Source organism: Pseudomonas sp. YH-1 (assembly GCF_051990045.1).
Classification (GTDB): domain Bacteria; phylum Pseudomonadota; class Gammaproteobacteria; order Pseudomonadales; family Pseudomonadaceae; genus Pseudomonas; species Pseudomonas nicosulfuronedens.
This window is the reverse complement of record NZ_CP178184.1, coordinates 4,077,722-4,103,354: the sequence shown is the minus strand read 5'-3', so window position 1 is coordinate 4,103,354 and position 25,633 is coordinate 4,077,722. Positions and strand designations below refer to the sequence as shown.

Annotated in this window: 19 protein-coding genes; 5 read left to right on the top strand and 14 right to left on the bottom strand. The window is 66.2% G+C overall.

Annotated features, from left to right (window positions below; all coding sequences use genetic code 11):
• Positions 1-11: 11 nt before the first annotated feature.
• The 4 genes from ACKI1H_RS18865 to ACKI1H_RS18850 form a co-directional block, all read right to left on the bottom strand.
• Positions 12-830, bottom strand: coding sequence for an alpha/beta fold hydrolase (locus ACKI1H_RS18865; RefSeq protein WP_440465915.1), 819 nt, complete (start codon positions 828-830; stop codon positions 12-14).
• Positions 831-900: 70 nt separating this feature from the next.
• A complete protein-coding gene (locus ACKI1H_RS18860; RefSeq protein WP_138525432.1) occupies positions 901-1,470 on the bottom strand; it encodes an antibiotic biosynthesis monooxygenase in 570 nt (189 codons plus the stop codon).
• A gap of 297 nt (positions 1,471-1,767) precedes the next feature.
• Positions 1,768-3,138: an ATP-binding protein gene (locus ACKI1H_RS18855; RefSeq protein ID WP_440465914.1), complete on the bottom strand. Its 1,371-nt coding sequence runs from the start codon at positions 3,136-3,138 to the stop codon at positions 1,768-1,770.
• Between the two features lie 204 nt (positions 3,139-3,342).
• Positions 3,343-4,299 carry a GlxA family transcriptional regulator gene (locus ACKI1H_RS18850; RefSeq protein ID WP_440465913.1) on the bottom strand — a complete coding sequence of 319 codons (957 nt, stop codon included), beginning with the start codon at positions 4,297-4,299 and terminating at the stop codon, positions 3,343-3,345.
• 347 nt (positions 4,300-4,646) lie between these two features.
• Here ACKI1H_RS18850 and ACKI1H_RS18845 point away from each other — a divergent pair, with 347 nt between their 5' ends.
• The 3 genes from ACKI1H_RS18845 (at position 4,647) to ACKI1H_RS18835 (ending at position 7,043) form a co-directional block, all read left to right on the top strand.
• Positions 4,647-5,303 carry a hydrolase gene (locus ACKI1H_RS18845; protein WP_440465912.1) on the top strand — a complete coding sequence of 219 codons (657 nt, stop codon included), beginning with the start codon at positions 4,647-4,649 and terminating at the stop codon, positions 5,301-5,303.
• Positions 5,304-5,364: 61 nt separating this feature from the next.
• Positions 5,365-5,781, top strand: a complete 417-nt coding sequence (locus ACKI1H_RS18840) for a DoxX family protein (RefSeq protein ID WP_138525429.1) — start codon at positions 5,365-5,367, stop codon at positions 5,779-5,781.
• The gene (locus ACKI1H_RS18835) at positions 5,778-7,043 is read left to right on the top strand and encodes an OprD family porin (RefSeq protein WP_440465911.1); all 1,266 of its coding nucleotides are present in this window, start codon (positions 5,778-5,780) and stop codon (positions 7,041-7,043) included. Before ACKI1H_RS18840 ends, ACKI1H_RS18835 begins: the two co-directional genes overlap by 4 nt.
• Positions 7,044-7,289: 246 nt before the next feature.
• Here ACKI1H_RS18835 and ACKI1H_RS18830 read toward each other — a convergent pair whose 3' ends face one another.
• Positions 7,290-8,201, bottom strand: a complete 912-nt coding sequence (locus ACKI1H_RS18830) for a LysR substrate-binding domain-containing protein (RefSeq protein ID WP_440465910.1) — start codon at positions 8,199-8,201, stop codon at positions 7,290-7,292.
• Positions 8,202-8,418: 217 nt separating this feature from the next.
• Between ACKI1H_RS18830 and ACKI1H_RS18825 the strand changes: the two genes are divergently transcribed.
• Both ACKI1H_RS18825 and ACKI1H_RS18820 read left to right on the top strand, forming a co-directional pair.
• Complete coding sequence (locus ACKI1H_RS18825) at positions 8,419-8,970, top strand: AraC family transcriptional regulator (RefSeq protein WP_138525426.1); 552 nt, start codon at positions 8,419-8,421, stop codon at positions 8,968-8,970.
• Between the two features lie 412 nt (positions 8,971-9,382).
• Entirely contained in the window at positions 9,383-12,094 is a 2,712-nt protein-coding gene (locus ACKI1H_RS18820) for a cation-transporting P-type ATPase (protein ID WP_440465909.1), read from the top strand.
• A gap of 234 nt (positions 12,095-12,328) precedes the next feature.
• Here the strand turns inward: ACKI1H_RS18820 and ACKI1H_RS18815 are convergent, their stop codons facing one another.
• From ACKI1H_RS18815 to ACKI1H_RS18775, 9 genes are all read right to left on the bottom strand, one after another.
• Complete coding sequence (locus ACKI1H_RS18815; protein ID WP_440465908.1) at positions 12,329-13,696, bottom strand: OprD family porin; 1,368 nt, start codon at positions 13,694-13,696, stop codon at positions 12,329-12,331.
• 161 nt (positions 13,697-13,857) lie between these two features.
• Positions 13,858-15,414, bottom strand: coding sequence for a galactarate dehydratase (garD, locus tag ACKI1H_RS18810; RefSeq protein ID WP_440465907.1), 1,557 nt, complete (start codon positions 15,412-15,414; stop codon positions 13,858-13,860).
• 32 nt (positions 15,415-15,446) lie between these two features.
• Positions 15,447-16,814 carry an MFS transporter gene (locus tag ACKI1H_RS18805; protein WP_138525422.1) on the bottom strand — a complete coding sequence of 456 codons (1,368 nt, stop codon included), beginning with the start codon at positions 16,812-16,814 and terminating at the stop codon, positions 15,447-15,449.
• Between the two features lie 543 nt (positions 16,815-17,357).
• Positions 17,358-18,797, bottom strand: a complete 1,440-nt coding sequence (locus tag ACKI1H_RS18800) for an aldehyde dehydrogenase family protein (protein ID WP_440465906.1) — start codon at positions 18,795-18,797, stop codon at positions 17,358-17,360.
• Positions 18,798-18,810: 13 nt separating this feature from the next.
• Entirely contained in the window at positions 18,811-19,722 is a 912-nt protein-coding gene (gene kdgD, locus ACKI1H_RS18795) for a 5-dehydro-4-deoxyglucarate dehydratase (RefSeq protein WP_315809788.1), read from the bottom strand.
• A gap of 138 nt (positions 19,723-19,860) precedes the next feature.
• On the bottom strand, positions 19,861-20,601 hold the full coding sequence (locus tag ACKI1H_RS18790) for a FadR/GntR family transcriptional regulator (RefSeq protein ID WP_138525419.1): 741 nt from the start codon (positions 20,599-20,601) through the stop codon (positions 19,861-19,863).
• 429 nt (positions 20,602-21,030) lie between these two features.
• Complete coding sequence (locus ACKI1H_RS18785) at positions 21,031-22,221, bottom strand: HlyD family efflux transporter periplasmic adaptor subunit (RefSeq protein WP_315809786.1); 1,191 nt, start codon at positions 22,219-22,221, stop codon at positions 21,031-21,033.
• Positions 22,211-24,370: a type I secretion system permease/ATPase gene (locus ACKI1H_RS18780; RefSeq protein ID WP_315809785.1), complete on the bottom strand. Its 2,160-nt coding sequence runs from the start codon at positions 24,368-24,370 to the stop codon at positions 22,211-22,213. The genes ACKI1H_RS18785 and ACKI1H_RS18780 overlap by 11 nt, the downstream gene beginning before the upstream one ends.
• Positions 24,370-25,614: a TolC family protein gene (locus ACKI1H_RS18775; protein ID WP_409978054.1), complete on the bottom strand. Its 1,245-nt coding sequence runs from the start codon at positions 25,612-25,614 to the stop codon at positions 24,370-24,372. Before ACKI1H_RS18775 ends, ACKI1H_RS18780 begins: the two co-directional genes overlap by 1 nt.
• Between the last annotated feature and the right edge of the window lie 19 nt (positions 25,615-25,633).

The window sequence follows — 25,633 nt, the reverse complement described above, 5'->3', positions numbered from 1 at the left end:
ATTCGGGTACCTCAGTGTTGCAGGAAGGCCAGCAGGTCTTCGTTGAGTTGTTGCGCGTGGGTCACGGCAAAGCCATGGGGTGCGCCGGCGTAGACCTTGAGTTCAGCGCCCGCGATCTGCTGGGCGGCCAGCTTGCCGGTGGTCTCGAACGGCACGATCTGGTCGTCGTCGCCGTGGATGACCAGGGTCGGCACGTCGACCTTGGCCAGGTCGGCGCGGAAGTCGGTCTCGGAGAAGGCGCTGACGCAGTCCAGCGTGCCTTTGAGCGACGCCAGCAGAGCGATATTGAGGGTCTGGGTGAGCACGCCGTCGGAGACTTTCTGGCCATGGTTGGTGCCGTAGAACGGCGCCGCGAAGTCGGCGATGAACTGGGCGCGATCCTGCAGCAGGCCGGCCTTGATGCCGTCGAACACGCCCTTCTCGACGCCCTGGGGGAAGTCGGCGGACTGGCCGAAGATCGGCGTTACGGCGCCCAGCAGGACCAGGCCGGCGACGCGGGAGGTGCCATGACGGCCGATGTAGCGGCTGACGTCGCCGCCGCCCATGGAGAAGCCCACCAGCGTCACGTCACGCAGGTCCAGGTGCTCGATCAGGCCGGCGATGTCATCGGCGAAAGTGTCGTAGTCGTAGCCGTTCCACGGCTGGCTGGAGCGACCGAAACCGCGACGGTCGAAAGCGATGGTGCGGTAGCCGCGGCTGCTCAGGTACTGCATCTGGTATTCCCACATGTCGCCGTCCAGCGGCCAACCGTGGCTGAACAGCACAGGTTTGCCGCTGCCCCAGTCCTTGTAATAGATCTCGGTGCCGTCGCGGGTAACGAAAGTGCTCATGGAAACTCCTCTGCCTGCCATGCAGGACGATGGGATACGGGCGCCACGCGGGCGCCTGGGGAGGGAAAGCTCAGTTGGCATTCAGCCAGCCGGCACAGCGACGGGTCACCCACGGCATGATCAGGTAGACCACCGGGAGAACGATGCACAGGGTCACCAGCAGGTTGCTCGGCACCACGCCGGCCAGCACCGGGAAGCGCTCGAACGCAGGCCCCCAGAGCGGCGGGATGACCATGGTCAGCGGGCTGATCACCAGGTAGGTGAGCAGGGCCTGCTTCCATTTCGGCGGCTGGCGCACGTTGCCGTGCTCGGGGGTGAACCAGAATTCGGCGTCGTTGTGGATCAGTGGGTGATCGCCCTCTTCCAGCAGCGGCAGGACTTCGGCGACCAGCTCGGCGCGCTCGCGGGAGTCGATCCAGGCCTGCAGCTGGCCGGCGCGGGCGAAGCGCACCACGGTGGTGAACATCGCGCCCTCGCCGTCTGGACGGATCACGTTCACACCCAGGTGCCCCGGCTGCCGGCGGGCGGCGGCGACAGTGCGGCGCAGCCAGGCCTCGTAGCTGGGCAGGGCTTCACAACGCACCTTGTGGTGCACCACCAGCGTCACCACGCTGTTCAGATCGATGGTTTCGGCGCTCATGGGTGTCCCGGACTCATGGTTGAGGTCCGCTTACTATGGCGTCGGCGACGGCCGTCCGATTGGACGCATGTGCTGGGTTGAGGCTTTTGCATTCGTAGGGCGGGAACCCGGAACGGGCTATCCGCCCTACGGTGGTGATGGGCGACCTGCAGGAGCGAGCTTGCTCGCGAACGCTCTTCCTGGCCGCTCCAGCGCTGGGCGGTTCGCGAGCAAGGACTAGGCGTCCCCCTCGGTCCTACGAAAAGCATCGGGGGGCGCGACGTGAAGAACGGGAGGTCGGGCTTTTTCAGGAGCGGCTCAGGCCGCAGCGCTGGCGACCTCGACCTGCCGCATGTAAGCCCGCGCCGTGTTCGGCACCCGGTAGCGCACCTCGCATTCACCCTGCTCCACCCATAGCAAGGACTTGTCCGCCAGTTGGCGCACGGCTGCAAACGCGCAGTCGCGGCACAGTTGGTCGCCATCGAGGGAAGCAACCGCCGCGTCCAGGGTGAAATCCTCGCCCAGTTGCGCGAGCAGGCGCAGGCAGCGCTGCTCTGCAGCGTCGAGCAGGCCGTAGCTCCAGTCGTAGGTCGCACGCAGGTTCTGCTGGCGCGCCGGGGCGGTGCGGCGGCCGGGCATCAACAGTTGCATCGGTGTGTCCAGCAGTGCCGGCAGCCCGGCGAGGCCAAGGATTCCCACCTGCCGCGCGGCCATCTCGATGGCCAGGGGAATGCCGTCCAGCCGCCGGCAGATGTCGATGATCGCGCGCACTTGCCCGGATTTGAGTTCAAAGCGGTCGCAGACCTCCCGCGCGCGCATCACGAACAGTTGCACTGCCGAACTGCACATGGCCAGCGCGAGCGGCGCATCGTCCTGCACAGGTACCTCCAGCGGCGGCAGGCGTACCACGCGCTCGCCCTCCGCGCGCAGCGGCTCACGACTGGTGGCCAGGATGCTCAGTGCTGGGTGCAGGCGCAACAGGTGCTCCACCGCCTCGGCGCAGCGCTCGGCGAGGTGTTCGCAGTTATCCAGCAACAGCAGGGTCGCTTCAGGGGCCGGCTCGCGCAGGAGAATGGCGAGGCTCTGGCTGAGGGAGACACCGTCGGGATCTGCGGACAGGTCGAGGAAGCGCACCTGGTTGAAATGCTTGCCGAGTTGCTCGGCGGCGTGGATCGCCAGGGACGTCTTGCCCATGCCACCGGGGCCGACCAGGGTCATCAGGCGCGTGGCGGGCATCTGCTTCACCACCCGCTCAAGCAGCGCCTGGCGGCCGACCAGGCCCATCAGCAGCACCGGCAGGTTGCTGGCGCGCACCTCGCAAGGCCGTGTCACCGCCCGCGCCGGAGCGACCACGCTCTCCACCACACCGACGAAGCCATAGCCGCGCAACGGCACATTGGCGATGTAGCGCTCACCCGTGCGGCCTTCGCCGAGGGCACGACGCAGGGCCGCGATGTGCACACGCAGGTTGATCTCCTCGACCACGGTGTCGCCCCAGACCTCCCCGATGATCACATCCTTGCCGATGATCTCGCCGGGCTGGCGGATCAGCACCTGGAGAATGTCCAGCGCCCGGCTGCCGATACGCACCGGGCGATCGCCCTGCAACAGCTGGCGCTTGTAGGGGTGAAACTGGAAGCGACCGAACTGCAGGATGGTCTCGGTGCGGTTTTCCGTGCTTGCGCTCATGTCCTGCTCACGTCTGCGGATCTGACGGATCGCTCTACAACGGGTCCTCCAGGCGATCTGGCCAGTACCGAGGTGACGCGCCCCTGATGATTGGTCAGGGTATTCTCCCGCCCCCGTGTGACAGCGCAATTCCCGCGGGGGGAAGGATTCGGCCAACTTGGGTGCGCCAGACGGTCAACCCGCGAAAATTGCGGCGCACTGCCATCAGGCGAAGCCGAATTGCTCGCGATACTGGCTCGGTGTCATGCCGATGCGCTCGCCGAACACCGTGCGCATGTGCCGAGGGCTGCCAAAGCCGCTGCGACAAGCTACCTGCTTGAGCGGCAGGTCGCTGCTCTCCAGCAGCTTGCGCGCGTGGTCGATGCGCGCGCTCTGCACGTACTGCATGGGCGTCATGCTGGTCTCGCGCTGGAAGGCGCGGGCAAAATTTCGCGGGCTCATGGCCACCCGCTCGGCCAGGCGGTTCACCGTCAGCGGCTCGTCGATGTGGTCCACCACGTAGGCCTGGGCGCGGGCGATCACTGAGCCGTCGCGCACCACCGAGACCAATAGCGGGCCGAACGGGGTCTGACCACCCTGGCGCTTGAGCACCACCAACAGCACCTTGGCGACCTCCAGGGCGATCTCCTTGCCATGGTCCTCGGCGACTACTGCCAGCGCCATGTCGATGCCAGCGGTGACCCCTCCGGAGGTGATCAGGTTGCGGTCGATGACGTAGATGCGCTCGGCCTGTACCTGAGCGCGCGGGTAGAGCTGTGCCAGCCGTTCCAGGTAGTTCCAGTGGGTGGTGCAGCGGTAGCCGTCGAGCAACCCGGCGGCGCCGAGCAGGAAGGCGCCGGTGCACACTGCACCATAGCGTTTCGCGGCGCGCGCCGCTGTCGGCAGCCAGGCGTTGAGCATCTGGTTGTCGCCGTTGTAGGCACCGGGTCCGCCGGGTACCAGCAGCAGGTCCACACCGGCGAGCAGCGCTTCCAGCGGCAGGTCGGCGCTCATCTTCAAGCCACTGGAGGCACGCACACCTTCGGCCTTCGCCGCCACTGTCAGCAGACGGTAATGCCGCTCCGGCGGCAAGTAGCGATTGGCCATGGAGAACACCTCCATCGGTCCGGTCACATCCAGCGCCAGCACATCGTCGTACAGCACCATGGCCACTGTTTTCATTCTTCTACTCGCACGCAAACGGGGCTTGGCGGTCTCGCGTGCCCCGGTATCAGGAAAAAACCACTGTACCCATTCACCGCGTCGGCGAATCGCACATTTGCATCATTCTGCGCCAGCCGGGCTGAGCACACAGGTCCAATAAATGCCGGGGCGGCGGCACCATAGTTCGCCAAATGCAGCCTGCGGGCAGGCCTTGCAGAACTGCAAAGTGCCCCTGCAAGGCTGTCTGTTCCGCGCCTTTCGCCAATCGGCAAAGATGCATCCACGGTTCGGCACCGACCACAACGGACCGGACCCAACGACCACTTCAACCCCATTCAACCCCGTCATCCAAAAGGACGATTCACATGACCGCCATCGCCAAAGCCGTTCCCGGCAAGACCCTGCTCAACCCCACCGACCACACCCTGATCATGATCGACCACCAGTCGCAGATGGCTTTCGCCACCAAGTCCATCGACGCAGTGACCCTGCGCAACAACGCAGCCCTGGTGTCCAAGGCGGCCAAGGAATTCGGCGTTTCCACCATCCTCACCACCGTTGCCGAGAAGAGCTTCTCCGGCCCGATGTTCGACGAGATCAAGTCGGTCTTCCCCGACCACAACGTCATCGACCGCACCAGCATGAACACCTGGGAAGACCCGCGCATCGCCGTGGAAGTGAACAAGTTCGGCAAGCAGAAGATCGTCCTCGCCGGCCTCTGGACCTCCGTGTGCATCGTCGGCCCAGCCCTGTCGGCCATTGACCAGGGCTTCGAGGTCTACGTGATCGCCGACGCCTGCGGCGATGTCTCCACCGAGGCCCACGAGATGGCGATGCAACGAATGATCCAACTGGGCGCCCGCCCCATGACCTCCGTGCAATACCTGCTGGAGCTGCAGCGTGACTGGGCTCGCGGCGAAACCTACAACCAGACCGTCAAGACCGCCATCGAGAACGGCGGCGCCTATGGCTTGGGCCTGATCTACGCCAAGTCCATGTTCAACGCCAGCGAAGGCCACTGAGCCTGAGCGCCAGAAAAAGGGCGGCATTGCCGCCCTTTTTCTTTGCCCCGGACAACCCACCATGCCGACCCACGACCGCTCCCCTGCCCTGGCGCTCCTGTTCATGCGGGTGACAGCCGCCCTGCTGCTCCTGCAGGTACACGGGCTACCCAAGCTGCTGCACTGGCAAAGCGAGCTGCAGCACATCGAAGACCCCTTCGGCCTCGGCGCCGTGCCGACCCTGGCGCTGGCGGTGTTCGCCGAAGTGCTCTGCCCGATCCTGCTGATCCTCGGCGTTTTCGCGCGCCTCGCCTGCCTGCCGGTGATCGCCGTGCTGCTGGTGGCGCTGCTGTTCGTCCATCCGCAATGGTCGCTGGAAGAAGGCCAGTTCGCCTGGTGGATGCTGATTCTCTTCACCGGCCTGGCGATCGCCGGCCCCGGCGCTTATCGCCTTCCCCTGCCCCGTTTCGTGACAGCCCTGATGGAGCCGCGCCCGTGAAAAGCCCGCTGATACCCTGCCTCCTGGCGCTGGCCTGCACCCAGGCCCAGGCCGCCGACTGGTCGCTGCTGTCGCGCAACTACTTCCTCGACAACGACTACCGCAGCCCCGGCCCCAACGGCCAGAGCCTGCGCCGCGAATGGGCACAGGGTTTCATCGGCAGGTTCAGCAGCGATATCACGCCCGGCACCATCGGCCTGGGCGTCGATGCCCACGCCTTCCTTGGCCTGAAGCTCGACGGTGGCCGAGGTCACGCCGGCACCGGTTTGCTGCCGCTGGACAGCGACGGCCGCAGCGAGAGCGAGTACTCCGATGCCGGCGGCGCGCTGCGCCTGGTGCACGAGAAAACCAGCCTCGCCTGGGGTGAGATGGAAGTGGCAACCCCGGTGTTCGACACCGGTGACAAGCGCCTGCAACCCGAATACGCCACCGGCTGGTTTCTCGACGACCGGAGCCTGCCGGGCCTGCGCCTGCAAGCCGGGCGCTTCACCGCCTTCAAGAACCAGAATTCCAGTTCCAGCCACGGCGAGTTCGAAAGCTACGGCGCCAGCACCCGCTTCGGCGGCCTGAGCCTGGCCGGCGTCACCTGGAGCGCGCCGGATGCCACCTGGGGCGGCGCGCTCTACGCCAGCCAGCTGGACGACATCTGGCACCAGGCCTATGCCAACCTCAACGGCCGCTTCGGTCGCTGGTCGGTGGACGCCAACCTCTACAAGACCGGCGACAGCGGCAGCGCCCGCGCCGGGAACATCGACACCCTGGCCTGGAGCCTGCTGGGCAAGGTCGCACTGGGTAGTCACGCGTTGAGCCTGGGCTACCAGCAGATCGACGGCGACACACCCTTCGACTTCGTCGGCGGCGACTCCATCTACCTCGCCAACTCCATCAAGTACGCCGACTTCAACGGCCCCGGCGAGCGCTCCTGGCAGGCCCGCTACCAGTGGGACGGCGCCAGCTCCGGCCTTGCCGGGCTGACCGTCTCGGCGCGCTATGTGCGCGGCAGTGACATCGACGGCACCCACGCCCCTTGCGGCGGCGCCTACAACCCCATGGAAGGCGGCGCCTGCCAGCCCGCCTACGGTGATGGCGGGAAGCATTGGGAGCGCGACCTGGATGTTCGCTACGTAGTGCAGTCCGGCCCGGCCAAGGACCTGGCACTGAGCGTCGCGCAGGTCTCCCACCGCGCCAACGACGCCCAGGGTGGCGCGGATATCGACCGTATCTACGTGATCATCGAGTACCCGATCAAGGGCACGTTCTGAGCCTGCGGCCCCACCTGCGCAGGGCGGATAACGCGCCAGCGTTACTCGCCACAACTGAACCGGCGAATAACCTGTTCCAGGTTATTCGCCTCACGATTCTGAGCCGTTTACGGGTAAGGCCCGCTCGAGGATTCCACTGGAAAAGCACGTCGCAGGATGGAGTGGAGCGATACCCATCATTACCCTGCTCCAACGGCATGGGTATCGCTGCGCTCCACCCATCCTACAAATGCCGATGAATTCCGTTCACGGCACCGGCGCGCTCATGTATTCGACCATCCGCTCACGCAGCCAGCGCTCGGCCGGGTCGTTGTCGTGGGCGGCGCTCCAGACCAGCGAGAGCTCGGCCGGCTTGATCTCCAGTGGCGGGGCCTCGGCGCGCAGGCAGCTGTCTTCCACCAGTGCGCAGGCCGCGTAGTCAGGGACGGTGGCGATCATCTCGGTGTTGCGCAGCAGCGCGCGCAGGCTGCCAAACTGCGGCACGGCCAGCACCACCCGGCGGCGGCGATCGATGCGTTCCAGGTCCAGGTCGATGGCGCCGTTCAGGTCACCGGAGAACGACACCATCACGTGCGGCCGCGAACAGTACTCGTCGAGGGTCAGCGGGCCGGGGCGGCTGTCACCGCGCAGCACCTTCACGCCGATATCGCGCAACTTGCGGCGCTTGGCGTTGGCCGGCAGGTCGGTGGTATAGCTCACCCCGGCAGTGATTTCGCCGGAAGACAACAGCGCCGGCATCAGCAGGAAGTTGGCGCGCCGCACCACCACCGTGATGTTCGGCGCATCCTGCTGCAGGCGCGCCAGCAGCGCGGGGAACAGGCCGAATTCGGCATCGTCGGAGAGGCCCAGGCGGAAGACGTTGCAGCTGCTCTCGGGCTCGAAGGTCTTGGCGCGGCTGACCGCAGCGGAGATCACATCCATCGCCGGGCGCAGTTCCTCGAAGATGTGCAGCGCCCGGCTGGTGGGCTCCATGGCTCGCCCGGCGCGCACCAGCAGCGGGTCGTCGAACAGGTCGCGCAGGCGCGCCAGGGCGGCGCTGACGGTGGACTGGGTGATGAACAGCTTCTCGCCGACGCGGGTGAGGTTCCGCTCCAGCATCAGGGATTCGAAGATCACCAGCAGGTTCATGTCCAGGCGGCGCAGGTCGTTTCGGTTCATGGCTGGTCGCTCGGGGCTGTGGGAGTGGGCATCTTTGCACAAGACGAGGGCCTCGCCAGTCGACCACGTAACACAGCGATCTTATTGGACGCATGTGCTTGATGGCGGCCTCTGAGCGCAATTCGATTGAGCATCGGATCACCTTGATTTACCTTGTGTTTTTCCTTAATCGAAGCCGCTTTACGCCGCCGCTGGAAGCTAACAGAAGAGAGACGCCATGCCCGCACCTGCCCACCAGGTAGCGACCATGCTCGCCCCCCAGACCCACCGCCTGGTCCGGCAGCTCATGGAGGAGCTGGAAAGCCAGGGAGACGGCCTCCACCAGGCCAGCCAGCGCCTTTGCCAGCACCTGCTGGAACACTACCGGCTGCCTGAGCCCCGCAACGATGGAGCAGATACCGGCGAACGCCTCGCCCTGGCCCCCTGGCAGGAGCGCAAGGCCAAGGACATCCTCGCCGGCAGCCTGCTCAGCCGCCTGTACATTGCCGATGTCGCCGAGCAGTGCGGCCTGTCGCGCAGCCACTTTTCCCGCGCCTTCAAACAGGCCACCGGGCTCGCGCCACGGGAATGGGCGCTGCGCCTGCGCATCGACCGTGCCCGCGAGTTGCTGGCCAGCGGCGACGCGCCAATCTCCCAGGTCGGCCAGGAATGCGGCTTCGCCGACCAGTCCCACTTCTGCCGCAGCTTTCGCAAGCTGGCGGGCTGCACACCGAACCGCTGGCGGCAGGCCAGTCGGGTGGGCGGGACACAGGAATTGGCCTCTTCGTAGGAGCGGACTCCGTCCGCGATGTTTTCATCCAACTCCGGATGGGTCCGAGCGGCCATGAGTTTCGTAGGGCGCATAACCTGGAACAGGTTATCCGCCAGACGCGCCACCGGCGGATAACGCTGGCGCGTTATCCGCCCTACCTTCTGTTCGCGAGCAAGCTCGCTCCTACAGGGTTGGCATGAAGGGATAACCCTGAGCTCGCCGATGCGCTCTTCGTAGGAGCGGGCCACGCCCGCGATCGCGGACAAGGTCCGCATCTTCAGATGCAAATCTTCCATTCAGCTTCGTTCAGCCATGGTTCAGCGAGGATCGGCCGAATCTTGAGGTATGACAGTCCTACAGCGATTTCCTAGGTCTACGCTTCCCTGCAGTTAATCACCTTTCCCACTTGGCAGGAGCCGGGAGTCAGAGCATGACTGCACAGCAAACCACCGACGGCAAACCACAAACCACCGACTGGTACCGCAAGAGCGTCGACCAGACCCTGGCCGATCTGCAGACCAGCGCGGAAGGCCTCTCCCCCGACGAAGCCGAGGCGAGGCTGCTGCGCGTCGGCCCCAACGCCTTGCCGGCCAAGGACGTCGACCCACTCTGGCTGCGCTTCGCCCGGCACTTCAACGACGTGCTGATCTACATCCTCCTGGCCGCCGCCGTGGCCACCGCGCTGATGGGCCACTGGACCGACACCATCGTCATCCTGCTGGTGGCAGTGATCAACGCCGGCATCGGCTTCTTCCAGGAGAACAAGGCGGAGAAATCCCTCGCTGCCCTGCGCGGCATGCTCAGCAGCACCGCCCACGTGGTGCGCAACGGCAAGAAGATCGAACTGGACGCCAGCCAGCTGGTACCCGGCGACATCGTCATCCTGCGCCCCGGAGACAAGATTCCCGCCGACGTGCGCCTGTTCGACGTGCACCACCTGCAGGTCGAAGAGTCCATGCTCACCGGCGAATCACTCACCGTCGGCAAGCAGGCCGACGCGCTGGACACCGAAGCGCTGCTGGCCGACCGCCTGAACCTCGGCTTCTCCGGCACCAACGTCAGCGCCGGCAACGCCCGCGGCGTGGTGATCGAGACCGGCGGCAATACCGAACTGGGCCGCATCAACAAGCTGATCGCCAACGTCGACGAAAGCGAAACCCCGCTGCTGCGGCAGATCGCCGAGCTGGGCAAACGCATCTTCCAGCTGATCATCGGCATGATGGTGGCGCTGTTCATCATTGGCTTCTTCTGGCACGACTACCCGTTCGGCGAACTGCTGCTGTCGCTGATCAGCCTGGCCGTGGCCTCGGTCCCCGAGGGCCTGCCGGCCATCGTCTCGATCATCCTGTCGCTGGGCGTGCAACGCATGGCGCAGAACAAGGCGATCATCCGCAAGCTGCCGACCGTGGAAACCCTGGGCGCCATGAGCGTGATCTGCTCGGACAAGACCGGCACCCTGACCATGAACGAGATGACCGTGAAGAGCGTGCTGCTCGCCAACGGTCTCTACGGCGTCGAAGGCCAGAGCTACGAGCCCAAGGGCCGCATCACCTTCGGCGGTACCAGCGACGAGCTCGACTGGTCGCAGCACGGTGCGCTGGATGCCTTCATCCGCGCGGTGGACATCTGCAACGACAGCAGCCTGCAACTCAATGACGAAGGGCGCTGGGGCGTGGTCGGCGGCCCCACCGAGGGCGCGCTGAAAGTCCTGGCGCGCAAGGCGGACCTGCCGGAGATCGAGTTCCAGAAGTTCGGCAAGATTCCCTTCGACTCCGCCTACAAGTACATGGCGCGCCGTTGCGACGTTGCCGGCCAGAGCCTGATCTACCTCAAGGGCGCGCCCGACGTGCTGCTGCGCATGTGCCAACAGCAACTCGGTGCCAACGGCGTGGAGCCGCTGGACCGCGAGTACTGGGAGCGCGAGATGAGCTTCATCGCCGGGCAAGGCCTGCGCATGCTCGCCGCCGCCTACAAGCCGGTACAGCCCGATGACGGCGTGATCGACCACGAGGACGTGCAGGACGGCATGATCTTCCTCGGCGTTGCCGGCCTGCTCGACCCGCCGCGCCCGGAAGCCATCGAGGCCATCGCGCTGTGCAAGCGCGCCGGCATCCAGGTGAAGATGATCACTGGCGACCACCCGGACACCGCCGTGGCCATCGCCGGCATGCTCGGCATGGGCAACGACCTGCGTGCCATGACCGGCCAGGAGCTGGAACAGGCCAATGATACCCAGCTGAAATCCCTCGCCATGCAGTACTCGGTGTTCGCCCGCACCAGCCCCGAGCACAAGCTGCGCCTGGTGCGTGCACTGCAGGCCAACGAGGAAGTGGTCGGCATGACCGGCGACGGGGTCAACGACGCCCCGGCGCTGAAACAGGCCGACGTCGGCATCGCCATGGGCATCAAGGGCACCGAGGTGACCAAGGAAGCCGCCGACATGGTGCTCACCGACGACAACTTCTCCACCATCGCCGGCGCCGTGCGCGAGGGCCGCCGGGTCTACGACAACCTGAAGAAGACCGTGCTGTTCATCCTGCCGACCAACATGGCCCAGGGCCTGCTGATCGTCATGGCGATCCTCGCCGGCGCGGTGATCCCGCTGGCGCCGCTGCAGATTCTCTGGATGAACATGGCGACCTCCACCACCTTGTCCTTCGCCCTGGCCTTCGAGCCCGGCGAGCCGGGGATGATGCGTCGGCCGCCGCGCAACGCGAAGGAATCGATCCTCAACGGCTTCGCGGTCTGGCGGGTGCTCTATGTGGGCGGCCTGCTCACCGCCGCGGCCTTCCTGCTGGAAGCCTGGATGGTCAGCAACGGCCAGGACACCGACCACATCCGCACCATGATCCTGCACACCCTGGTTACCGCGCAGTGGGCCTACCTGTTCAACTGCCGGTTGCAGGAAGAGTTCTCGCTGAACACGGCGCTGCTGCGCAACGGCGCGCTGCTCACCGTGACCCTGGCGCTGATCCTGCTGCAGTGCTTCGTGATCTACGTGCCCTTCATGCAGACCGCCTTCCATACCGTCGCCCTGCCCTTCAGCGGCTGGCTGATCTCGCTGGGCATCGGCATCGCGGTGTTCTTCGCGGTGGAACTGGAAAAACTGGTGATCCGCCGCTGGAAAGCCTCGCGCGGCTGACAGGCTTCTCGTAGGAGCGAGCTTGCTCGCGAACAGCCCCAAGCCCCTCCCTCGCCGGAGGGGCTTTTTTGGGCCAGCGCTTACTGCCCCGCGCGATCCTGCAGGCATACCCGGCGTCAGGCCGTTCGCGAGCAAGCTCGCTCCTGCAGATCGGCGCCAGTGTGTGAGTCCATCTTCCGCCCCGTAGGGTGCATAACGCGCCAGCGTTATCCGCCCTACGGTCTGTAGGAGCGGTCAGAACAACGGCAAGGTGTAGCTGACGATCAGGCGATTCTCGTCCTGGTCGCGCTGGGTCGGCGTGCCGGAGCCGCTGGCGGGCAGGCCGCTGCGCAGCATGGCGTTGCGCCAGGAGAAGCCCAGTCCCTTGAAGCTGCCCTCGGGGATCACATAGGACAGCGTCAGGTCGCGCTCCCACTCGCCCTCGTCGCCGCTGGCGGTCTTCACGTCGTCGCCCTTGAGGTAGATCGCCGCGAAGGTCAGGCCCGGCAGGCCGGCCTGGGCGAAGTCGTAGCCGTAGCGCGCCACCCAGGTTCGCTCGCCGGCATGCAGGAACTTGCCGATCTGCACGTCGGTGATCAGGTAGGCGCTGCCGCTGGCACCGTCGCCCCGGTTCAGGTACGGGAAATCGCTGTCACCGTTCATGACCTGATAGCCGGCACCGAAGCTGTGGCCGGACAGGCTGTAGGTGAACATTCCGCTGTAGGTGCGATTGTCCACCTCGCCCTTGGTCACCCGGTTACCGTAGTAGCCGCTGGAAAGATAGCCGTCGGCTCGCCCTGAGGTGCTGCCGTTCTTGCCATCGGAATCGCTGTCGAAGGCGCGCAGGTCGGTCTTCAGCACACCGGGGCCGAGGTTCAGGCTGTGTTGCAGGCCGAGGAAGTGCTGCTGGTAGAACTCGCTGAGCTGGCCGTAGTAGTACTGCAGCGTCAGGTCCTTGCTCAGCTTGTAGTCGCCGCCGGCATAGTAGAACTCGTTGCTGTCGCGGGCCGTCGCGCCGCTGTTGGCGCCCTGGATCGACAGGCCGCGCCAGTCGCTGGAGTTGCGCCCGCGGGTGTGTTCCAGCTTGCCGGCCACCAGGCTCAGGTTGTCGATGTCGGCGCTGGTCACCTGCCCGCCCTCGAAGGTGCCGGGCAGCAGGCGACCGTCGTTGTAGGTCACCACCGGCAGCTTGGGCATCAGGGTGCCGTAGCGCAGTTCGGTGCTGGAAATCTTCGCCTTGAGGGTCGGACCGAAGCTGCTGAAATCGTTCACCGCCTCGCCGTTTCTTTTCGACGGGAACACGGTGCCGGCCTGCTGACTGGCGGATTCGTAGTGGGTGCCGCCGCCACTGTCCAGCCGGACGCCGAGCAGTCCGATGGCGTCGACGCCCACCCCCACGGTGCCCTGGGTGTAGCCCGAGGCATAGTTGAGGATGAAACCCTGGCCCCACTCTTCCTGGCGGCTCGGTTCGGCAGTGCCGTTGCGGTTGTCACTGTTGATGTAGAAGTTGCGCAGGGTCAGGCTGGCCTTGCTGTCTTCGAGGAAGCCGGCAGCCTGGGCGGCAGGCACGAGCAGGCCGAGGGCGGCGCAGGCGATGGCGGCGCCCAGGGTGGAGTTTTTCATTGTTGTCTCCGGATCGTGGATTTCAGGGTGAGCGCCGCCCGTCCCAGCAGAGCGGGCAGACGCGAGGTTTCTAGCTTTTTGTAGGAGCAAGCTTGCTCGCGAACGGGCAAGCTCAGGGCTACCCGCAGCGTCTGGCGGCGCTGCGGGCGTTCAGGCGCGGATCAGGTCACCGGAGCCGGATTGAACAGCACCAGGTCGTTGTGCAGGCGGTGGCGTTCAGCCCAGGTGTGCACCTTGCCGCTGGCCACGTCGAGATAGAGCTGGAAGATTTCCCAACCCAGTTCGTCGAGGGTCATGCGCCCGGAGGTGACCCGGCCGGCGTCGACGTCGATCAGGTCCGGCCAGCGCTCGGCCAGCTCGGTGCGCGTGGCCACCTTGATCACCGGCGCCATGGCCAGCCCATAAGGCGTGCCGCGGCCCGTGGTGAAAATGTGCAGGTTCATCCCGGCGGCCAGTTGCAGGGTGCCGCAGATGAAGTCGCTGGCCGGGGTGGCGCAGTATTGCAGGCCCCTGCCCTTCACCCGCGCGCCGGGCGAAACGACCCCGGCGATGGCGCTGTTGCCGGACTTGGCGATGGAGCCCATGGCCTTCTCGACGATGTTGTTCAGCCCGCCCTTCTTGTTGCCGGGCGTCGTGTTGGCGCTGCGGTCGGCCATGCCGCGGGCGAGGTAGCGGTCGTACCAGTCCATCTCGGCGACCAGTTGCTCGGCCACCTCGCGGGTGGCCGCGCGGGCGGTGAGCAGGTGGATGCCGTCGCGCACCTCGGTGTTTTCGGAGAACATCACGGTGGCGCCAGCACGCACCAGCAGGTCCGCCGCCACACCGAGGCCGGGGTTGGCGGTGACGCCGGAGAAGGCATCGCTGCCGCCGCACTGCATGCCCACCACCAGCTCCGAGGCCGGCACGGTTTCGCGGCGGCGCTCGTTCAGCACCACCAGACGCTCTTCAATCAGCTCGAGAATCTGCGCCACCATGCCCTGGAAGCCGTTGCCGGACTCCTGCAGGCGGTACAGCCACTGCGCCTCGTCCTGGCCGGCGGTGAGCGCATCGCCGTCCATCAGTTGCACCGGCTGCAGCTTCTCGCACCCCAGGCCGATGACCAGCGCCTGGCCGCCTAGGTTGGGGTTGCGCGCCAGGTTGTACAACGTGCGAATCGGGATGATCGCGTCCGGCGCGTTGATCGCCACGCCGCAGCCGTAACTGTGGGTCAGCGCCACTACGTCATCGACGTGCGGGTACTTGGGCAGTAGCTCGCGGCGGGCGCGCTCCACGCAGTGGTCCAGCACGCCGGTCACGCACTGTACCGTGGTGCTGACGCCCAGCAGATTGCGCGTGCCGACGCTGCCGTCGGCGTTGCGGTAGCCCTCGAAGCTGTAGCCGGTCAGTGGCTCGGCGGCGGGCGGCACGTCGGTAGCCAGCGGCAGCGCATCCAGCACCGGCGGCTCCGGCAGGCTGAGCAGCTGCTCGGTGACCCAGCGACCCTTGGCGATGGGTGCCAGCGCATAACCGATCACCGTGCCGTAGCGCAGCACCGGCGCACCTTCGGCTATGTCCACCAGCGCCACCTTGTGGCTCTGCGGGATCGACTCGGCAGCTACCAGTTCGTCTGGAAAGCGACCGCCAGCGGCCACGCCCTGGTCGTTGACGACGATGGCGACGTTATCGTCCGCGTGCAATTTCACGTAGCGCGGCGAGTCCTGGTGCGGGATCAACTGCATGACACTCATCTCCGAAATACCCCCGGAACTGCTCAGGAATTGGCCGGGGCCAGACGTTTTTCATCGACACGGCGCGGCGACTTGGGCGCTTCGTCGCTCAGCTCTACCCGCTCGATACGGCCGACGATGAACAGGTAGCTCAGCACCGCCACCAGGGCGTTGGCGCCGACGAACACCAGCGCCCACTTGAACGAGCCGGTGGCGCTGATCAGGTAGCCGATGACGATCGGCGTGGTGATCGAGGCCAGGTTGCCGAAGGTGTTGAACAGGCCACCGGAGAGGCCGGCGATCTGCTTGGGCGAGGTATCCGCCACCACCGCCCAGCCCAGCGCACCCAGGCCCTTGCCGAAGAACGCCAGGGTCATGAAGCCGACCACCATCCACTCGGCATCCACGTAGTTGCAGAACACCATGGTGGTGGACAGCAGCAGGCCGCAGACGATGGGCAGCTTGCGGGCGAAGGTCAGCGAATGGCCGCGGCGCAGCAGGTAGTCGGAGATGATCCCGCCCAGTACACCACCGAGGAAGCCCATCAGCGCGGGCAGCGAAGCGATGAAGCCGGCCTTGAGGATCGACATGCCGCGCTCCTGCACCAGGTACACCGGGAACCAGGTGAGGAAGAAGTAGGTGATCGCGTTGATGCAGTACTGGCCCAGGTACACGCCCAGCAGCATGCGGCTGCGCAGCAGCTGGCTGACGTAGTGCCATTTCGGACCGTCACTGGCGCGCTTCTGGTCCATGTCGACCATACCGCCGCCGGCCTCGATGGCGGCCACTTCAGCGGCGTTGGTGCGCGGGTGTTCCTTGGGGTTGTAGATGGTCTTCATCCAGATGCCGGCGAAGACCATGCCCAGCACACCCATCACCACGAACACGTGCTCCCAGCCGAAGTGGAAGACGATCCAGCCCATGATCGGGGCGAACAGCGCGGTGGCGAAGTACTGCGCCGAATTGAAGATGGCCGAGGCCGTGCCGCGTTCGGCGGTGGGGAACCAGGCAGCGACGATGCGCGCGTTACCGGGGAAGGACGGCGCCTCGGCGAAGCCCACCATGAAGCGCAGCAGGAACAGTGCGATCACCGCACTGGCCACCGGCAGGTAGCCGACGAAGCCCTGCAGGAAGGTGAACAGCGACCAGATGAAGATGCCCGCCGCATAGACCTTCTTCGAGCCGAAGCGATCCAGCAGCCAGCCGCCGGGAATCTGCCCGGCCACGTAGGCCCAGCCGAAGGCGGAGAAGATATAGCCGAGGGTGACCGCGTCGATGCCCAGGTCCTTCTGCAGGCTGGAGCCGGCGATGGAAATGGTGGCGCGGTCGGCGTAGTTGATGGTGGTTACCAGGAACAGCATCAGCAGGATCAGGTAACGCACATGCGTCGGTTTGGCGGTTGCTTGGCTCATCGATTGCGTCTCGTGTCTTGTTTTTATGGGAGCGACCGGCGCATGCCGGCCAGATTATCAGCCGGCCCGCTGCGGCGAGCCGTTACCGCCTCCTTGCCGACGTACGGCGGCCGGGGCCGGTACGTCCGTTCCGACTCGCGTACTGACGACATGCGCGAGCGACACAGGAAAGTGCGCGCCATGACCGGCAGGCAGCCGGATGGCGAAGTGCTTGAGAGCGTGGAGCGAAGAAAACAGCCCCGTCGGACGTCTGCCGAGCAGGCAAGACGACGCGACGCGGCCAGGGAACGGGCGCGGGGGAAGCCGGCGCGCGACGGCGCGGCGATGTGCAATCGGATGTGCGATCGATTGATTCAGCATGACGACCTACCAGCGAAAGTGAGCGGAGTGGGAAGCTCGCGGCGCGTTCAGCGCCTGGGTTCGCGGGTACGTGTCGACTGCGGGCAGACGATGGTCATGGTGGTTCCCCTGCTTTGTTCTTGTATCGGGGTTGCGGGTGCTTACGCAGCGGGCGGCGATGGCAAGGGCCGCCCGCTGAGCCGGTCAGGCGCCGACGTAGGCGGTCTTCACCGTGGTGTAGAACTCCTGGGCATAACGGCCCTGCTCGCGCGGCCCGTAGGACGAACCTTTGCGACCGCCGAACGGCACGTGGTAATCCACGCCGGCGGTGGGCAGGTTGACCATCACCATCCCGGCCTGGGCATGCCGCTTGAAGTGCGCGGCATGCTTGAGCGAGGTGGTGGCGATCCCGGCGGAGAGACCGAATTCGGTGGCGTTGGCCTGGGCCAGCGCTTCGTCGTAGTCCTTCACCTTGAGGATGCTGGCCACCGGGCCGAAGATTTCTTCGCGGTTGATGCGCATCTCCGGGGTGGTCTCGTCGAACAGCGCCGGGGCCATGTAGTAGCCGTCGGTGGCCAGCGCCAGACGCTCGCCGCCGCACAGCAGGCGCGCGCCTTCGTTGCGGCCGATCTCGACGTAATCCAGGTCCTGGCGCAGCTGCGCTTCGGAGACCACCGGGCCGATGTCGATACCTTCATGCAGCGCGTTGCCGACCTTGATCCTGCGCATGCGCTCGACCATGGCCTCGACGAAGCGCGGGTAGATACCTTCGGTGACGATCAGCCGGCTGGAAGCGGTGCAGCGCTGGCCGGTGGAGTAGAAGGCGCTCTGCACCGACAGTTCCACGGCGCTGGCGAGGTCTGCGTCGTCGAGGATGATCTGCGGGTTCTTGCCGCCCATCTCCAGCTGCACCTTGGCACCACGGGCCACGCATTGTGCGGCGATGCGCCGGCCGACACCGACCGAGCCGGTGAAGCTCACGGCGTCCACCTGCGGGTGGTTGACCAGGGCTTCGCCAATCACGCTGCCACGGCCCATCACCAGGTTGAACACGCCATTGGGGAAACCGGCGCGGGAGATGATTTCCGCCAGCGCCCAAGCACTGCCGGGCACCAGGTCGGCGGGCTTGATCACCACGCAGTTGCCGTAGGCCAGGGCCGGGGCGATCTTCCAGGCCGGGATGGCGATGGGGAAGTTCCACGGGGTGATCAGGCCGACCACGCCCACGGCTTCGCGAGTTACCTCGACGCTGACGCCGGGGCGAACCGAAGGCAGCAGGTCGCCGGCCAGGCGCAGGCATTCGCCGGCGAAGAACTTGAAGATGTTGCCGGCGCGGCCGACTTCGCCGATCGCTTCGGGCAGGGTCTTGCCCTCCTCCCGCGCCAGCAGCGCGCCCAGCTCGGCGCGACGGGCGAGGATCTCGCTGCCGACCTTGTCCAGCGCGTCGGCGCGGGCCTGCACATTGCTGTTGGACCAGGCCGGGAAAGCGGCGCGGGCCGCCTCCACCGCCTGGTTGACCAGCGCGGCGTCGCCCAGGGCGTAGTCGCCGACCACATCGGAGAGGTCGGACGGATTGCGGTTCGGGGTCGCGTCGGTAGCGGCCAGCCACTGGCCGTCGACGTAGTGCGAATACTGTTGTGCCACGGGAACCTCCGGCTTACTGCGGGCCGAGTTTCTTGATCAGCGCGTCGAGCATCTCGACTTCTTCGCCGGTGAGGTCGGTCAGCGGTGCGCGCACCGGACCCGCGTCATGGCCGACCAGCTTGGCGCCGGCCTTGATGATGCTCACGCCGTAACCTTCGCAGCGGTTGCGGATGGCCAGGTAAGGCAGGAAGAAATCGTCGATCAGGCGGTTGACCGTCGTGTGGTCGTCAGCGGCGATGGCGTTGTAGAACTCGATGGCGGTTTTCGGGATGAAGTTGAAGACGGCGGAGGAATACACCGGCACGCCCAGGGCCTTGTAGGCCGCCGCATAGACTTCGGCGGTCGGCAGGCCGCCGAGGTAGGTCAGGCGCTCGCCCAGGCGGCGGCGAATGGCGACCATCGGCTCGATCTCGCCGATGCCGTCCTTGAAGCCGATCAGGTTCGGGCAGCGATCCGCCAGTTTTTCCAGGCTGTCGGCGTTCAGGCGGCAGACGTTGCGGTTGTACACCACCACGCCGAAGTCCACCGAGCGGCAGACCTGCTCGACGTGGGCCACCAGGCCTTCCTGGCTGGCTTCGGTCAGGTAGTGCGGCAGCAGCAGGATGCCGGCGGCGCCCTGCCGTTCGGCTTCCTGGGCGTAGGCGATGGCCTGGCGGGTCGGGCCGCCGGCGCCAGCGAGGATCGGCACCTGGCCACGGCAGGTATCCACCGCGGTCTTGATGATCGAAGAGAACTCGTTGGGCTCCAGCGAGAAGAACTCGCCGGTGCCGCCAGCCGCGAAGAGTGCACTGGCGCCGTACGGGGCCAGCCACTCCAGGCGGCGGGCGTAGGTGTCCGCGCGGAAGTTGCCCTGGGTATCGAAGTCCGTCACGGGGAACGACAGCAGACCGGACGAAAGGGTGGACTTCAGTTCTTGTGGATTCATTGGCGATCACCCTGCAAAGCGAATTTTTATAGGAAGAGGTGGAACGACAATCGGCTTATGGCGTCTTGTTGTCAGTCATCGTACAACTACAAATAAAAGACGACAAGTCATCAGACAACCTTTTCTTCCGCCCGCTCGTCAGCCGAGTTTTTCTTCGGCCGATTCGTGGGCGCGGCGCAGGCGTTCGCGGGAGTTGGTGAGGTGCAGGCGCATGGCGGCGCGGGCGGCGTCGCTGTCGTGGCGGGCGATGGCCTCGAAGATGTCTTCGTGCTCGCGGTTGACGCGTGCCAGGTACTGGCCCTGGTCATCATGGGCCAGGCGCGCGGAGTTGAGCCGGGTACGCGGGATGATACTTGCCCCCAGGTGGCTCATGATGTCGGTGAAATAGCTGTTGCCGGTGGCCTCGGCGATGCGCAGGTGGAACTGGAAGTCCGAGGCCACGGCGTCGCGGCCATGGGCCTGGCTTTCCTCCAGGGCGTCCAGGGCTTCGCGCAGGCCCTGCAACTGCTCCGGCGTACGACGCTGGGCGGCGAGCCCGGCGGACTCCACCTCCAGGCTGATGCGCAGTTCCAGCACGGCGAGCACATCGCGCAGGGTCACGATGGTTGCCGGGTCAATGCGGAACGGGCCGTCCTTGGGCGTGTCCAGCACGAAGGTGCCGATACCGTGGCGCGTCTCCACCAGCCCTGCGGCCTGCAGCCGGGAGATCGCCTCGCGCACCACGGTGCGGCTGACACCCTGCTCGGCCATGATCGCCGACTCGGTGGGCAGCTTCTCCCCCGGTTTGATGCGACCGTCGCGGATACGCGCGGAAAGCTCGGCGACCACGTCGTGGGCGAGGCTGCGGGAACGTTTGCGGGGAAGCGGGCTGGTGGGCATGGGAGTCGCTGGATAGAAAATGAGAGGTAGTCATCGTACAACATCAGGCGCTACGGGGGCCATGGTCGACCAGGTTGTGTGATGACTGCCCTGCCCCACGCTCCCAGCTTCTTTATGTAGGAGCGAGCTTGCTCGCGAACGATTTTCCCGGTAGTTCCGGCGCTGGGAGGTTCGCGAGCAAGCTCGCTCCTACAGGAAGAACCGTAGTGGTGGATGCGAGGATCGACTGGCCGCCGTAGGAGCGAGCCGACCGCATGCCCCGCCCGGACATCCATGGCAGGTCGGCTCGCCCCTACAGTGCCACGCCCTTCCCTCCCCAGGTCCCCGGCCCTTTCCCGTCCGGGAAAGGAGGCGTACGCCGGGTGTTTCCGTGTTCACCTCATGGCCCGCCGGGCCATCCCCGGATGACCGTTCGTGCGGGGTACCTCGCTACATCAACCGCGCCTTGAGCAACGGCCGCAACAGGTAGTTCAGCACGCTGCGCTTGCCGCTGAGGATGTCCACTTCGGCGACCATGCCGGGGATGATCGGCAGCACCTCGCCGTTACGCGTCAACTGGCTACCGTCGGTCTTGATCAGCACCTGGTAGTAGTACTCCTTGCCGTGCACCGTCTCTTCTTCGATCGTATCGGCGCTGATCTGTTCCAGGGTGCCCTTCAAATCACCGTAGATGCTGTAGTCATAGGCAGTGATCTTCACCTTGGCCGGCATGCCCGGCACCAGGAAAGCCACGTCGCGCGGCTTGACCTTGGCCTCCACCAGCAGGCGCTCCTCCACCGGGATCACCTCCATGATCGGCTCACCCGGCTGCACCACGCCGCCACGGGTGCTGATCAGCACGGTGTTCACCCGCCCACGTACCGGCGAGAGGATTTCCGTGCGGCGCAACTGGTCCTTGCGCTGCTGGACGATGGGCTCGATCTGCGCCAGTTGGGCCTTCTTCTCCTGGCGTTCGGTGTAGGCGTCCTGGAAGTAGGTGTTCTTCAGTTCGGTGAGCTTGCCACTCAGGGTGGCGATGTCCTGGCTCAGCTTGAGTGCTTCCATCTGGCTCACCGCGCGTCGTGCCACCAGCGGTTCGACCAGGGCCAGCTGGCTCTGCGCCAGGCGGATCTGCTTCTGCAGCGAACGAGTATTTTCCTCCAGTTTGTCGCGCCGCGACTTGAACAGCTCGCGCTCGGAACGCGCCACCGGGCCATCGGCGGGCATGCCTTCGGGGAAGACGATGTGATCCTGGCCCATCACCTCGGCATCCAGCCGGGCAATGGCGGCGCCGAGCACTTCGGCCTGGTTGGCGGCTTCCTGCCAGGAGGTCTCGAAGTGCGTGCGATCCAGGCGTACCAGCGGCTGGCCCACCTGCACCAGCTCGCCCTCCTGCACCAGCAGACGGTCAAGGATGCCGCCCTCCAGGCTCTGGATCTTCTGCATGCGGCTGAACGGCACCACCCGGCCGTCGCCACGGGTCACCTCGTCCAGCTCGGCCCAGGCCGCCCAGGCAATGGCGGCGACCAGGCTCAACAGCAGCGCCCAGAGCAGCGGCCGCGACACCGGATGACTGGCGGCCAGCAGCGGGTCCTGCAACTCTCGGCGCAGGCGTTCGGCGGCACGGGATTCACTGGCCATGGACGGCTCCTTCCTGTCCGGGAATATGGACCGTGCGGTCCTTGACGATCTGGTCCAGGGTGCCGTCCATCACCACCTTGCCCTGGCTGAGCACCACAGCGCGAGAAGCCACGGCGAGCATGGTCTTCTTGTGCGTGGTCATCACCAGGGTGCGGCCTTCCAGCCAGCGTTGCAGATACCCGATGACGTGCAGCTCGGTACTCTGGTCAAAGGTGGCGGTGGGCTCGTCGAGCAATACCACGGGCGGGTCCTGCAGCAGCACCCGGGCCAGCCCCACGGCCTGGCGCTGGCCGCCGGACAGGCTGCCGTTGCCCAGCAGCGGCAGGTCCAGCCCCAGCGGGTGCGAGCGGACGAAATCGCCCAGGCCGACGCCGTCCAGCGCCTCGAACATCTCGTCGTCGCTGATCGCAGCGCCTTCCAGATTGAGGTTGTCACGCAGGGTGCCGAAGAACAGGGCGACGTCCTGAGGCAGATAGCCGATGTGCCGGCGGCGGTCGGAAGGGTCGATCTGCGCGATGGCCACGTCATCGAGCAGCAGACGACCGGATTGCGCGTCGTAAAGCCCGGCCAGCAGGCGCAGCAGGGTCGACTTGCCCGCGCCGTTGCCGCCCAGCAATGCGATGCGTTCGCCGGGACGAATCTCCAACGCCGTGATGTCCACCGCCGGCGGATTCTCGCCGTGGGCCAGCTTCAGGGCTTCCAGGCGGTAGTGCCCGGCGAGACGTTCCTTGCGCACGAAACGCTTGTCCTGCGGGCGCTCCATGGGCGCCTTCATCAATTGGTCGAGCCCTTCCATGGCCACTTTGGTGTGCTGCCAGCGGCCCAGGATGCCGGCGGCCTGGGCCAGCGGCGCCACCGCGCGGGATGCGAGGATCGAGCAGGCCACCAGCGCGCCGACGCTGAGCTCACCGGCACTGATGCGGTACACGCCGAACACCACTACGCCGACGTAGCACAGCTGCTGGACGATGCTCGCGCCATAGGACAGTGCCGTGGTCAGCGTGTGGGTGCGCATGGCGTTGCCAGCCAGCTGCGCGGTGAGATTTTCCCAGAGGTGCAGGCAGCGGCCCTCGGCACGGGTGGCCTTGACCGACTCGAGGTTCTCGATGGACTCCAGCAGGATGCCGTTCTTCACCGCGCCCTCGCGCAGGTTCTCCCGCGACAGCCGCGCCAGCAGCCCCTGGCAGAACAACCCGGGCAGCAGCATCAGCAGCGCCGCCACCGCCGGCACCCAGACCAGGTGCCCGCCGATCAGCGCGATGATCAGCAGGAACAGGAACACGAACGGCAGGTCGCTGATCATTGCAGCACTGGACGCCGTGAAGAATTCGCGCACGCCCTCGAACTCGCGCACCTGCGTACTGAACGCGCCCACCGAGCCGGGCTTGGCGGCCAGCCGGGTATTGAGCACGCGCTCGAACAGCAGGGTCGACAGCTGCAGGTCGATGCGCTTGCCCATGGTCGTCAGCAGGTGCCCCCGCAGGGCACGAATCACACCCTCCAGCACAATCGCCAGGCCCACGCCGGTGGCGAGAATCCACAAGGTGTCCATGGCCGCGTTGGGCACGACCCGGTCATACACCTGCATGGCGAACAGCGCTGAAGCAATCGCCAGCAGGTTCGCCATCATCGCCGCCATGGCGACTTCGAAGTAGGAGCGCCAGAGGCGTTTCAGCGGGCCAAAGAACCAGTGGTCCGGCTCGCGCCGGGCGAAGTCGCCGACGCGACCGTCCGCGCGGTAGCGGCACTTGGCGAAGATCGCCACGCCGCTGTAGCGGTGCTGCAGCTCGGCCAACGGAATTCGCTCGACGCCGCCGTCGCTGTACGGCACCAGCACGCTGGCCGTCTGTTCATCCTGCTCGCAGAGCACCAGGGTGCCGCCGTCTTCGAGCAGCAGCAGCGCGGGGAGCAGGTAGCTGTCCATCTTCGCCAGGGCCAGGCGCTCGACCCGCGCAACAATGTCTGCTCGGCGCAGGGCGCGGGGCACGAAGCGCAGCGGCAGGCGGCCCTGGTGCAGCGGCATGCCCTCCCCCAGCTCGGCCACTCCCAGCGGTCGGCCCAGCTGGCGGCACAGCAGGGAAAGCCCCTGGCGCAGCGGATCGGCTTCATCCTCGTGTTCCGCCAGCAGCACCACATTGTCGGCGTTCATCAGGAGGCTCCCGGAGACAGGTGGTTTTCCAGCATCGGCCCGAGCAGGCCGATCTGCGCGGCGGCGCGGTATTCCACGCGCTTGCGCTCGAAGCGCAGGTTGGCCAGCTGGCGTTCAGCCTCGAAGCGTTCGCGCTGCACGTTGAGCAGGTCGATCACGTCGCGCCGGCCGACTTCGAACTGGTCACGGTAGACGCCGCTCACCTGGTCCGATTCACGCACCTGCTGCACCAGCGAATCCTGCCGCCAGCGCAGGGTGTCGTCGGTGTCGAACAGGGTCTGCAGCTTGCGCTTGATGTCGCGTTGCATGGCATCGCGGGTCCAGCGGGTGGACTCCAGGTGTTGCTGGGCGGCGGTGGGCCGACGGAAGTTGGAGAGACCTTCGAAGGTATCCATGCGCAGGCGCAGCGAGACGACCGAGTCGTTCTCCAGGTGTCCACCGATCTCCCGGCGCAGCGACGAGGCCTCCAGGTTCACCTGCGGAAGCAGCGAGGCCTTGCTCTCGCGCAGCCTGGCCTCGGCCACCTCGGCGTCCTCGGCGGCCTTGCGGTACAGCGGGCTGTCGACGATCAGGCGATTCATGTCGGTTCCGACCAGGTAGCGTTGCATGGACAGGGGCTCCGGTTCGGCGAGGTCGGCCGGCGGCTTGCCGACCAGTACCTCGTACTGGTTGCGGGCGTCCTGCAGGGCGCCTTTCTCCAGCGCCAGCTGTTCCTGCGCGCGGGACAGTTCGAGGTTGGCGCGGTCCAGTTCGCTGCGGTCGGCATAGCCGTCGCCGCCGCGGGCCTGGGTCATCTCGCGGATGTCACCCAGGCGCTGGATGTGCTCGCGCACAGTCTCGATCCGCGCCTGTGCGGCAAGCACGTCGAGGTAGGTCTCGACGATGTCCAGGGCAGCGTCCTCGCGGCTCACCAGCGCGGACTCGTCGAGCTGGCGATGGGTGGCCTTGGCGCTGTCCACCTTGCTCTTCATCCGGCCCCAGTCGTAGAGCATCTGGGACGCGGTCAGGTCGTAGACGACTTCGCCGAAGTCGAATTCGTTGGGCCCTCCGGACATGCTCACCTGCGGGTAATAACCGCCCTTGCTGATCTCCACATCGGTCTTGCCGCGCTCCGCCTCCGCCACCGCGGCGCGGACTTCGGGATGGATGGCGAGGCCGGCGCGCACGGCCTCGTCCAGTGTCTGCCCCTGGCCTGCCGCGCTGATCAGCAGCAGGCCGTACAACCAGGCGTTGCGTGGTGTCATGCAGTGCTTTCCTTCTCCC